12 protein-coding genes are annotated in these 12,257 nt (G+C 39.7%); all 12 read left to right on the plus strand.

Going from position 1 to position 12,257, the window contains the following annotated elements; all coding sequences use genetic code 11:
- Positions 1-70: 70 nt before the first annotated feature.
- A complete protein-coding gene (ndk, locus tag MKY76_RS07515; protein WP_004232627.1) occupies positions 71-487 on the plus strand; it encodes a nucleoside-diphosphate kinase in 417 nt (138 codons plus the stop codon).
- Between the two features lie 589 nt (positions 488-1,076).
- Positions 1,077-1,820, plus strand: coding sequence for a zinc-ribbon domain-containing protein (locus MKY76_RS07520; protein WP_342557615.1), 744 nt, complete (start codon positions 1,077-1,079; stop codon positions 1,818-1,820).
- A gap of 442 nt (positions 1,821-2,262) precedes the next feature.
- Entirely contained in the window at positions 2,263-3,411 is a 1,149-nt protein-coding gene (locus tag MKY76_RS07525) for a thiolase family protein (protein ID WP_342557616.1), read from the plus strand.
- Between the two features lie 15 nt (positions 3,412-3,426).
- Positions 3,427-4,194, plus strand: a complete 768-nt coding sequence (locus MKY76_RS07530) for a 3-hydroxyacyl-CoA dehydrogenase (protein ID WP_048389823.1) — start codon at positions 3,427-3,429, stop codon at positions 4,192-4,194.
- Positions 4,195-4,264: 70 nt separating this feature from the next.
- Positions 4,265-5,890: a long-chain fatty acid--CoA ligase gene (locus tag MKY76_RS07535; protein ID WP_342557617.1), complete on the plus strand. Its 1,626-nt coding sequence runs from the start codon at positions 4,265-4,267 to the stop codon at positions 5,888-5,890.
- Between the two features lie 125 nt (positions 5,891-6,015).
- Positions 6,016-6,246 carry a hypothetical protein gene (locus MKY76_RS07540; protein ID WP_048389827.1) on the plus strand — a complete coding sequence of 77 codons (231 nt, stop codon included), beginning with the start codon at positions 6,016-6,018 and terminating at the stop codon, positions 6,244-6,246.
- Between the two features lie 84 nt (positions 6,247-6,330).
- Positions 6,331-7,104, plus strand: coding sequence for a protein-glutamate O-methyltransferase CheR (locus tag MKY76_RS07545; RefSeq protein ID WP_048389829.1), 774 nt, complete (start codon positions 6,331-6,333; stop codon positions 7,102-7,104).
- A gap of 281 nt (positions 7,105-7,385) precedes the next feature.
- Positions 7,386-8,567, plus strand: a complete 1,182-nt coding sequence (aroC, locus tag MKY76_RS07550) for a chorismate synthase (RefSeq protein ID WP_054550710.1) — start codon at positions 7,386-7,388, stop codon at positions 8,565-8,567.
- 3 nt (positions 8,568-8,570) lie between these two features.
- Entirely contained in the window at positions 8,571-9,662 is a 1,092-nt protein-coding gene (gene aroB / locus MKY76_RS07555; RefSeq protein ID WP_315054631.1) for a 3-dehydroquinate synthase, read from the plus strand.
- A complete protein-coding gene (aroH, locus tag MKY76_RS07560) occupies positions 9,659-10,027 on the plus strand; it encodes a chorismate mutase (protein WP_313871698.1) in 369 nt (122 codons plus the stop codon). Before aroB ends, aroH begins: the two co-directional genes overlap by 4 nt.
- A gap of 18 nt (positions 10,028-10,045) precedes the next feature.
- On the plus strand, positions 10,046-11,146 hold the full coding sequence (hisC, locus tag MKY76_RS07565; protein ID WP_066037622.1) for a histidinol-phosphate transaminase: 1,101 nt from the start codon (positions 10,046-10,048) through the stop codon (positions 11,144-11,146).
- Entirely contained in the window at positions 11,143-12,240 is a 1,098-nt protein-coding gene (locus tag MKY76_RS07570) for a prephenate dehydrogenase (RefSeq protein WP_048389834.1), read from the plus strand. Before hisC ends, MKY76_RS07570 begins: the two co-directional genes overlap by 4 nt.
- The last annotated feature ends 17 nt before the right edge of the window (positions 12,241-12,257 follow it).

Genomic DNA, 12,257 nt, shown 5'->3' on the forward strand with positions numbered 1-12,257 from the left:
AGCTCATTTTTTGTTAATATTTATCGGTAGGTGTAAAACCTGTTAGACGAATTTAAGGAGTGTTTTAAACATGGCAATTGAACAAACTTTTTTAATGGTTAAGCCTGACGGCGTTGAACGTCAAGTAATTGGAGACATCGTTGATCGTTTCGAACGTCGCGGTTTTGTAATGAAAGGTGCTAAATTAATGGTAATTCCTAAAGAATTAGCAGAAAAGCACTATGCTGAGCATGCTGAGCGTCCATTCTTTGGTGAATTAGTTGATTTCATCACTTCTGGTCCTGTATTCGCTATGGTATGGGAAGGCGAGAACGTAATCAAGCTTGCACGTACAATGATGGGTGCAACAAAACCTGAAGAATCTAACCCAGGTACAATCCGTGGTGACTACGCAACAACTGTTTCTCACAACATCATCCACGGTTCTGACTCTCTTGCATCTGCAGAGCGCGAAATCGGCTTATTCTTCGGTGAAGATTTAGTTTAATTTGTGAATCTAAGAAGCGTAGCGAAAATAACTACGAATAGAACTCAATAAAAAAATCATCTATTTTTCCGATGTAACTTTTACCTTCTAACAAAAAATGTTAGGGGGTTTTTTATTTGTCAAAATCATTTAATAAAGTTAACACGCCTTGAGACACATAATAGTTTAGTTTTTGTTTTGTGGCAACCACCATTTATGGAGTGTTCCACATCCAGTGTAGTCAGTCACAGCGAAAAGAATCTTTGACAGACTACACTGGATGTAGAGGGAGAAATCTATGGAGGTTGCTCATCAAAAAATATGAAGAGGCAAATTATTTCTGGGAATTGACCTCATGTATATTTTAATTTCTTTATCATGCAAAATCGTTTATAAATGAATACAAATAAATCATCAAACCGGGCAATATCGAAACAATTGAACTGTTAGAAGAGCAAGTATTGCAGTAATTTCTAAAGCACTAGGACGTTCAGACTTGGTCGTGAAAATATAGTATTTGGGTATGTTGGTAGAAGAATGTAAAAAATAAGAACTGTAAGATAGTCTACTATGGTATTATATTAGTACTATTATATTATGAGGTGATTAGTTGTTTTGTAATCAATGTGGACGTGAAAATCCCGAGGATAGTAAGTTTTGTTCGGGGTGTGGAGGTTCTTTAGTTACTGATACTGGAACTAAGGATGATGAAAAAAATATTTCTGAAAAAAAAGGTTCAAAAAAGAAATTAATTATTAGCACTATTTTAGGATTATTATTAGTAATTGGTGGCATAGGAGCCTTTTTTGTTTATCAGAAAAAACAAGAAGAAAAAAGAGTTCAAGAGTATGTTGAAGAAATGGCGATTAACTCTTTTAACATGTATTTAGAAGTCTTAGAAAATGCGATTGTTATCTCTATGTACTCAGAAACATGGAGTGATGCGATTGATAATGGTAACGATTTTAATGTTGAATTAGCCAATTTAAAAGATGCATATAAAGAGAAAGGCATATTGCAAGAATTAACAGAAACTCAATCCGAAATCCAACATAGCATGAAGTATCTACAAGACGTTCCAGAAGGTTATGAAGAGGTATACGGAGTTTTAAAAGAAATGTATGGAGTATATGTTGAATTTGCTGATCAAGCTCAGTCACCAACAGGTTCACTATTATCTTTTAACAGCAAAACAAATGATTTATATTCTAAATTTAATAGTCTATTTGAAGAATATTTAATCACAATGCCAGCAGATGTAAAAGAAGAATATGAAACATATGTTGATAAAAATAAGAACAAAGAAGAGGAAGAGACAGAAGATACAGAAGATACAGAAGATACAGAAAACTAGCATTGACCTGTTGCCTTAAGGTGACCATGTATAGGAGCGCTTTCTGTAACAAAAAGAAAAAATATTTAAATAAATAATATAGAAAGATAAGACGAGATTTATCGTAAATATTTGCGGAAGTTTTATATGTTTTGGATTCTAAGAAGGTATAAGCATAGTACCTCTTGCTTCTGCAGAGCGCGAAATCGGCTTATTCTTCGGTGAAGATTTAGTTTAATTTCGAATAGATCAAGCAATCTCAATTTTTGAGATTGCTTTTTTATTGCGCAAAAAAGGAGAGGGATCATGCCGACGAATAATCTCTTACTAGAAACATATAGAATTGTTAAAAACTTCTTAGTCATGTACAATAAATAATGTAATATTCTGATAATTAAGTGAGGAATAGTTGAGTAGGCTCGTCAATAAACTATGAGGATGACGAGGAAAAGGGGTTATGGACATGAGAGAAGTGGTGATTGTAGCAGCTGTGAGAACTGCTATAGGAAGAAGTAAGGGCGCATTAAGTCAAGTTCGAGCAGATGATTTAGCAGCTGATGTATTACAGGAGGTTGTAAAGCGTGCAGGCATTGGTAAGGAACAAGTAGACGATGTCATTTTGGGGTGTGTGACGCAAACAGCTGAACAAGGGGCAAATATTGCGAGGACCTCTTTATTAATGGCTGGATTCCCCGATAGTGTGCCAGGTGTAACCATTGATCGTCAGTGTGGTTCAAGCCAACAAGCCGTGCACTTCGCAGCACAGGCAATTTTAGCTGGGGATATGGACATTGTCATTGCTGGTGGGGTAGAAAGTATGTCAAGAGTACCAATGGGCTCAAACATGCAACATGCCCATGCTAGTAACCGCTTACAGGAAAATTATGATATTATCCATCAAGGATTATCAGCAGAGAAAATCGCTTCCCAATGGTCTTTATCGAAAGAACAGCTAAATAGCTATGCTTATCAAAGCCATCAACGGGCGATTTCCGCCATTAGAGCGGGTCATTTCCAAGCTGAAATACTACCCATTCAAGTTCCACAAGAGGATGGCTCAGTGACAACATTTGCGGTAGATGAGGGTCCTCGTGCAGAAACTACCGTTGACATTTTAAATGGATTAAAAACCGTCTTTCAAGAGAATGGCGCGATTACTGCGGGCAATGCGAGCCAAATGAGTGATGGGGCCTCAGCTGTAGTCGTAATGGCATTGGATAAAGCGAGAGAACTAGGCATTCAACCACTCGCTAAAATTGTGACAAGAGTGGTCGTGGGCTCTGATCCGACATTAATGCTGACAGGGCCAATCGAAGCTACTAGAAAAGCATTAGAACGGTCAGGGCTCAACATTGAGGATATCGACACATATGAGGTAAATGAAGCCTTTGCACCTGTGCCGCTCGTATGGCTGCATGAAATAGGAGGAGACCCACAGAAGCTCAATCCTGATGGTGGAGCCATTGCACTGGGACATCCATTAGGGGCAACAGGTACGAAATTGTTAACGACCATGCTCTATCGAATGGAGCGAGAGAATTATTGTTACGGCTTGTTGGCGATTTGTGAGGGAATGGGAATGGCCAATGCCACGATCATTGAAAAAATGTAAAAGGGGATATGTCTGATGAAGGAACATGAAGTGGTGGCAGTCGTAACAGGAGGTGCCTCTGGTTTAGGAGAGGCAACCGTTCGGAAATTAATAGGACAGGGTGGCAAAGCAATTATTTTTGATGTCAATGATGAGCGTGGACAAGCTCTAGTGGAAGAATTAGGTCAAAATGTCCTTTATGCACGAGTAGACGTCACAAAGGAAGAGGAGGTGGCGACTGGCCTTGAGCAGGCTATTGCAGCTTTTGGCAAGATCAATGTTGCAGTGAACTGTGCTGGCATTGCAGATGCGAGTAAAGTTATTTCGAAGCGTGGTATACACGCCCTTGCGTTATTTGAAAAAGTGATTGCTGTTAATTTAGTTGGCACGTTTAATGTCATCCGTCTAGTGGCAGAAAAAATGCAACATAATGAGCCAAATGAGGATGGACAGCGTGGCGTCATTATTAATACCGCGTCTGTGGCTGCATTTGATGGGCAAATCGGACAAGCTGCTTATAGCGCGTCAAAAGGTGGCGTAGCAGCCATGACGTTGCCAATTGCAAGAGAGCTTGCGGAAATCGGTGTCCGAGTGATGACCATAGCGCCAGGATTAATTGAAACACCAATGTTTGCTTCGTTACCTGAGCCTGCACGAACAGCTCTTGCTCAAATGACACCATTCCCTAAACGACTTGGTAAACCTTCGGAATATGCTCTTTTGGTTGAAAGTATTATCCACAATGGCTTGTTAAATGGAGAGGTCATTCGACTAGATGGTGCCATTCGCATGCAGCCGAGGTAACGGCAAAATCTAGTTCAAATAGTTTTTGTTTTGATTGTTTCTAAAATCGTAGATGAAGGGAAGCGGTATCATGCATATGATGGATACACCTTTATTATTAACAAGTTTTTTGAATCGTGCAGAACGATTTTTTCACTCAAAGAAAATCTATTCTCGAACAAGTGCCACTACTATTCACGAATTTACGTATAAAGAATATGTCAAACGGACTCGCCGATTAGCCGATGCTTTGACGAAACTAGGGATGGATCGAGGAATGAAGGTGGGCACATTTGCTTGGAATCACCATCGCCATTTGGAAGCCTATTTTGCTGTACCATGTGCAGGAGCAGTATTGCATATGATTAATATTCGATTATCCCCTGAGCATATTGCCTATGTCATCAATCATGCAGAGGATGAAATATTATTAATAGATGATAATCTGGTGCCACTAATTGCACCTATCGTCTCTCAGCTGAAAACGGTAAAGCATTATATCATTATGGGTGATGCTGTTGCAGTAGAAACTTTACCGATTCCAAATGCTCTTTCCTATGAATCGCTACTTGCGGAGGCAGATGAACATTTCACATTCCCAGAAGATTTAGATGAAAATACACCCGCAGGCATGTGCTATACCAGTGCAACGACGGGCATGCCAAAGGGAGTAGTCTATACACATCGCAGTATTGTACTTCATAGTTTAACAGCTGGTCTCGCTGACAGTATTGCAATTTGTGAGTCGGATGTGGTGTTGCCTGTTGTGCCAATGTTCCATGCGAATGCATGGGGATTACCATTTGCCAGTGTCGCATTTGGTTCTACACAGGTCTTACCGGGACCTATGTTTACACCACAGCTATTGCTAGAATTATTTGATGTATATAAAGTTACATTGACAGCAGGTGTACCGACCATATGGCTGGGCGTTCTACAGGAGCAGCGTCAAAATCCTCGTGACCTATCGTCTATGCGATTAATTGTTTGTGGAGGTTCTGCTTCACCAATTGGTCTTGTCCGAGGCTTTGAGCAAGAACTTAATATCCCCTACATGACAGGTTACGGTATGACGGAAACCTCACCTCTTGTAAGCCTATCCACGTATTTAACACATATGCAGGACTATACGGCTGATGAAAAAATGAATGTTCGGATTACACAAGGTATGACGATGCCACTTATTGATACAAGGATTGTCAATGAAAATGGTGAAGTGCCTTGGGATGGCAAAACGATGGGAGAGCTTACGATTAGAGGACCATGGATTGCTAATGAGTATTATCAGGATGAACGAACGGAAGAGGCCTTTAAAGACGGCTGGCTCTATACAGGCGATATTGCTGTGATGACAACAGATGGCTATATAAAAATTACCGACCGTACAAAGGATTTAATTAAGAGTGGTGGCGAATGGATTTCTTCAGTAGAGCTTGAAAATGCATTAATGTCCCATCCAAAGGTCTTTGAGGCGGCTGTTATTGCCATTCCACATGAAAAGTGGTTGGAGCGACCATTAGCTTGTGTCGTAGCAAAGCCAGAGTTTAAGGGTTCGATTACAAAAGAAGAGTTACTAGAGAGTCTACAGCACCAATTCCATAAATCATGGGTTCCTGATGATATTGTCTTCATTGACGAGGTACCAAAAACGTCTGTAGGTAAATTCTTGAAGGCTAAATTACGAGAAGATTTAAAAGACTATCGCATACAAGTCTAACGATAATGGATAGAATGAGGGTGGTGAAAAACTACCTTCATTTTTTATTGGAATAAATTCCTGAAAAATGAAACTATTTTTTCCATTTTGCCGTATAATCAAAATAACGAAAGGAAGTGAACGGATTGTCAATTGCCATTGTAGCGATAATTGGGGGCGTCATTATTTCTCTAGCTGGAATTTTTACAGACGCTCGTACTAGACAACAAAAAATAAAACTGAAGGCTGTTGAAAAAGAAGTAGAATTAGAAAAGCTTAGGTTAGAAACTTATACGATTGAAACAGAAAAAATGAGACTTGAATTAGAACAGTCGAAAGTATTACTTTTAGAGGAAAAACAAAACGTAAGAAAGTAGATTTGCATACATGAGAAAGACTATTTCAGGATTGGGGCTTTTCCGCTATAATGGTAATACGACGCTAGAGGGGAAGATGACCATATGTCTGATTATGAACAGTTTATAGAAGGTATTAAGCGCAAAACAGGAATAGATTTAGCGTTATATAAAGAAGCGCAAATGAAAAGACGATTAACCTCTCTTTATGAGAAAAAGGGCTATCGTAATTTTGTAGACTTTCTAAAGGCACTCGAACAAGATCGGGATTTAATGAATGAATTCTTAGATCGTATGACGATCAATGTTTCTGAATTTTATCGCAATGGAAAGCGCTGGGAAGTATTACAAAAGAAAATATTTCCGAAACTTTTACAAACTAATAAGCGTTTAAAAATTTGGAGTGCGGCTTGTTCGACAGGAGAAGAACCATATTCTTTAGTAATGGTATTATCTCAATTGGTGCCTTTATCTCAAATTCAAATTATTGCCACTGATTTAGATGAGAATGTGATACAAAAGGCGAAGTTAGGTGTCTACCCTGAACGCTCTTTAGCCGAGGTCCCAAGTGATATTAAAGCAAAGTATTTTGAACAAGAAGGCTCCTTCTATCGCGTGAAGGATGAGATTAAGCGTTGTGTAACCTTTAAGAAACATAATTTATTGAATGACTCTTATGACGGCAATTATGATTTAATTGTTTGTCGCAATGTCATGATTTATTTTACAGAAGAAGCGAAAGATCAAATTTATAATAATTTTAGTAAAGCACTGCGCAAGGATGGCGTTTTATTTGTTGGATCGACAGAGCAAATTTTTAATCCAGCACGTTATGAATTTGATGTAGAAGACACGTTCTTCTATCGGAAAAATAATTAATAATATGGATGAAAAGCTTTGTACAAATAACACAATTGTACATAAAGTTGACCAAGCATTAAACATAGATAATTCATACGCTTTTCGCTTATCATAAGCAAAGGCGTATTTTTTATAAAATTTAGCTAGGTGTTTTTTATAACTTTCATTCAGAATATTCACATTTAGATCTATGAAAATGGTAACTACTTAAAAGACATTCGTAAAAGGACTGTTTTTTTAAAGAATATATGTTATAGTGAAAAATACATACTTTAGCGAGTTGAAGGGAGAAAGTGTTTATGCGTTACTTAACAGCAGGTGAGTCTCACGGACCTCAATTAACGACAATTATTGAGGGTTTACCGTCACTCTTACCCATTACAGCAGAAAAAATTAATCACGATTTAAAACGTCGCCAAGGAGGTCATGGACGTGGGCGCCGCATGCAAATCGAAACAGATACAGTGGAGATTGTAGCTGGTGTTCGTCATGGTCAGACACTTGGATCTCCTGTTGCACTCGTTGTCACAAATGATGACTGGAAGCACTGGACTAAAATTATGGGTGCAGAGCCACTAGCTGATGATATCAATCCTGAAGATATCAAGCGTCAAATCTCACGTCCTCGTCCAGGTCATGCAGATTTAGTTGGAGGCATGAAATATGGTCACCGTGATTTAAGGAATGTATTAGAGCGCTCCTCTGCGCGTGAAACAACTGTACGAGTAGCAGTTGGGTCTGTGGCAAAGGCGTTACTTAATGAACTAGGCATTTCCATTGTTGCACATGTTACAGAGATAGTGGGAATTAAAGCCGATACTTCTTTAATAGAAGGAAAAACAACAAAAGAAATTCGTGCAATTGTCGAAGCGGATCCTTGCTACTGTGTAGATCCAATCGCCTCTGCGAAAATGGTTGAGGCAATTGATGAAGCGAAAAAGGCCGGCGATTCGATCGGTGGTGTTGTAGAAGTCATTGTAGAAGGCATGCCAGCAGGTGTAGGTTCTTATGTACATTATGATCGTAAGCTGGATGCAAAGCTTGCTGCTGCTATGCTATCTATTAATGCATTTAAAGGAGTAGAGTTTGGACTTGGCTTTGAAATGGCACGTCGAAAAGGTTCTGAAGTACACGATGAAATCATCTGGTCTGAAGAAGAAGGTTATACTCGTGCAACCAATCGACTTGGTGGCTTAGAAGGCGGTATGTCAACAGGTATGCCAATTGTTGTACGTGGTGTGATGAAGCCAATTCCTACTTTATATAAACCATTACAAAGTGTAGATATTGAAACAAAAGAGCCGTTTAAAGCGAGTGTTGAGCGCTCTGATAGCTGTGCAGTACCAGCAGCGTCTGTAGTTGCAGAACATGTTATTGCCTGGGAAATAGCGAATGCAATTTTAGAGCAATTCCATAGTGATCAACTACCACAATTACAAGCTCAAATTGACGAGCATCGTCAATATACAAAGGGGTTCTAAGTTATGCGTGTACCAGTAGCAACAAAATCACATCAATATGAAGTTGTTCTTGGGCATCAATTTCTAACTGAAGCTGTGGAGGCATTTGCTGATAAACTTCAAAAAGCGGATAAGCTCTTTGTGTTTACTGATGTCAATGTTTGGGCAGCACAGGGAGAGTACTTCAAAGCAAATTTCCCGTACCACTTTGAGGTCTTTATTTTGCCAGGTGGAGAAGCGTGCAAAACCTTTGATCAATACAATGCTGCTCAAACATTTTTATTAGAGCAAAAATGCTCCAGAAAATCCTTCATTTTTGCTTTTGGAGGAGGAGCAGTTGGCGATTTAACAGGTTTTGTTGCGGCAACTTATATGCGTGGGATTCCGTTTATTCAAATTCCAACGACTATTCTAGCGCATGATTCCGCAGTTGGTGGAAAAACTGCCATTAATCATCCACTAGGAAAAAATATGATTGGCGCATTTTATCAGCCAGAAGGCGTGATATATGATACAGCTCTTTTAGAAAGTTTATCAGAGCGTGAGGTACGTTCGGGAACAGCAGAGTTAATTAAGCATGCCATGATTTCTGACCCGAACTGGCTGGAGGAATTAATGACAGGAGATTCGGTGATCCATTTTAATCAAAATGAACTAGCAAAGCAACTAAAAAAAGGAATTGAAGTGAAAGCACAAATTGTTGCTGAGGACGAAACAGAGCAATCCGTTCGAAAGTTTTTAAACCTAGGCCATACATATGGACATGCCATTGAGGCAGCTGCGGGTTATGGCAAAGTGGCTCATGGTGAGGCGGTTATGATTGGACTCGTCTATTGTCTTCTATTGAGTGAACGATATGGAGAACTTGATCGAACGTTCACCCAATCCTTTTTACAGTTTGCGATAAAAAACGGCTATCCTTTTAAGGCTGTGAGTGATTATTCATTTGAACAATTATCTAGCTACCTAATGAAAGATAAAAAAGCGGAATATGGCATTTTACAATTCGTTCTTTTGGATAAAATCGGAAAACCTTTTATCAAAGCTATTGATTTAGAAGAATGTCAAGAAATAGATGCTGAATATAGACAGTTATTAGCGGAGGTGCTTGTATGATTCGTGGACTTAGAGGAGCAATAACAATTGAATCTGACAAGCCAGAGCTTGTATGGGATGAGACAGCAAGATTAGTGCGTGAGGTTGTGGCAGCAAATAATGTGGACATTGATGATATCGCATCGATCCTCATTTCAACAACGCCAGATATTACCTCAGCATTTCCTGCTCGTGCAGTACGCTTGATGGATGGCTGGCAATATGTCCCTGTTATGTGTACACATGAAATGGATGTGCCAGAAGCATTACCATTATGTATTCGTGTATTAATACATGCAAACGTAGAGGTTGCCCAAAAAGATGTAAAGCACTTGTATCTCAATGATGCAGTGAAATTAAGACCAGATTTGGCTCAGTCTAAATAAGTAGAGGAGATGTTTTAGATGAAGTGGAAACAACAATTGGACGGTATGCAAGCATATAAGCCAGGTAAACCAATTGAAGAAGTACAACGTGAATATGGCTTAAAGGAAGTTATTAAATTGGCATCGAATGAAAATCCATTCGGGTGCTCACCTAAGGTAACAGCTTATTTACAAAATAATGCAGTGAATCATGCACTTTATCCAGATGGCTATGCACAAAACCTACGTACTGCTGTGGCAAATCATCTAGGTGTGAAAGAGACACAGCTTCTTTTTGGTAACGGCTCTGATGACATCATTGCTATTATTACTCGTGCTCTGTTGTATCCAGGGGTAAACACGGTTATGGCCGACCCTTCCTTCTCTCAATACTGGCACAATGCTGAAATTGAAGGTGCTGAAGTACGTAAAGTGCCTTGTCAAGATGGAGCACATGATCTAGAGGCAATGTTGGCTGCAATTGATGACCAAACTTCTATTGTTTGGGTATGTAGTCCAAATAATCCTACAGGAGTTGTCATTCCTGATGCTGCATTGCGTGCCTTTCTTGCAAAGGTTCCAAGCGATGTCCTTGTCGTGCTTGATGAGGCATACATTGAATATGTTACACATCCAGACCACAAGGATACGTTACCAATCATTAATGAGTATCCGAATGTGCTTTTACTGCGTACATTCTCTAAAGCATATGGCTTAGCTTCGTTCCGCGTAGGCTATGCTATTGGCCAACCTGATGTTATTGCTAAGCTTGATCCTGTGCGTGCACCATTCAATAATACAATCTTAAGTCAAGCTGTTGCTGCCATTGCCCTCAGTGACCAAGATTATATTGAAGCCTGCCGTGAAGCCAATGAAAAAGGTAAAAAACAATATGTAGAATTTTGTGAAAAGCATAATTTAAAATACTTCCCATCTGATACAAACTTTATTTTCTTTGATACCCATGCTGATAGTGATGTTGTTTTCCAAGAGCTGATGAAAAGAGGCTTTATCGTGCGCAGTGGTAATGCATTAGGCTTACCAGGATTTATCCGTGTGACAATTGGAACAGAGGCTCAAAATGCAGCATTGCTTAGCCAACTTGATGAAGTGTTAAAACAACAAGGGGTATTTGCATGACACGCAAAGTACTCGTTATAGGGCTAGGATTGATCGGAGGTTCTATTGCCCTTGCTTTGCAAAAAGCACCGGAAACAAAAATTATTGGCTACGACATGGACGCACAAACACGCGAGCATGCGAAAACATTAAATATTGTGCATGAGATTGTCGCAGATCCACTGGCTGTTGCGGCTGAGGTTGATGTTATTATCTTCGGTACGCCCGTTAATGCAACACTGGATTGGATGGAGCAATTAAAATCATGGCCCTTGAAAAATAAAGTCATCGTAACAGATACAGGAAGTACAAAAAAATTAATTATGCAAAAAGCCAGCGAATTACGAGAACTTGGCATAACGTTTATTGGTGGACATCCAATGGCGGGGTCTCATAAAAGTGGTGTGCTGGCTGCTAAGGCGCATCTTTTTGAAAACGCATATTACATGCTTACACCACTTGCTGGGGAAGAAATTGTTCATATGGCACAGCTTGAAAGTTTGCTGAAATTTACCCATGCAAAAGTAGTCAGTGTATCTGCCAGTGAGCATGATCACATGACAGCGGTGGTGAGTCATTTTCCGCATGTTATTGCGGCCTCACTTGTTCATCAATTAGGCGGCGAAAATGGGGAGTACCCAATGACACGTTCTCTTGCAGCAGGAGGGTTTCGTGATGTGACACGAATCGCCTCTTCCAATCCCATCTTATGGCGAGATATTACGCTGCAAAATCGCGAGGAACTCCTCACGCAATTAGATGGCTGGGAAAAAGAAATGACACGCATTAAGGAACTGCTGATGGAGGGTTCTTCACAGGCTATTGAAAACTATTTTGCAGTTGCCAAAGAACTGAGAGATGAATTACCGATTAGTGCAGGGGCTATGTATACACCATTCGATCTATATGTTGATGTTCCTGACTATCCAGGTGTTATTTCTGAAGTGACGGGCTTTTTAGCAGATGAAGCAATTAGTATTACGAATCTTCGCATCGTTGAATCACGAGAAGATGTTTTCGGTATTCTAGTCATTAGCTTCCAAAGTGAAAATGATCGCGAACGTGCTGCAGCCTGTATTCAAAAACGAGCAAATTTCGAAACGTATATTTCTTAGCATAAGAAAGCGTCGGC

This window comes from Lysinibacillus sp. FSL P4-0201, assembly GCF_038593425.1.
Classification (GTDB): Bacteria; Bacillota; Bacilli; order Bacillales_A; family Planococcaceae; genus Lysinibacillus; species Lysinibacillus capsici.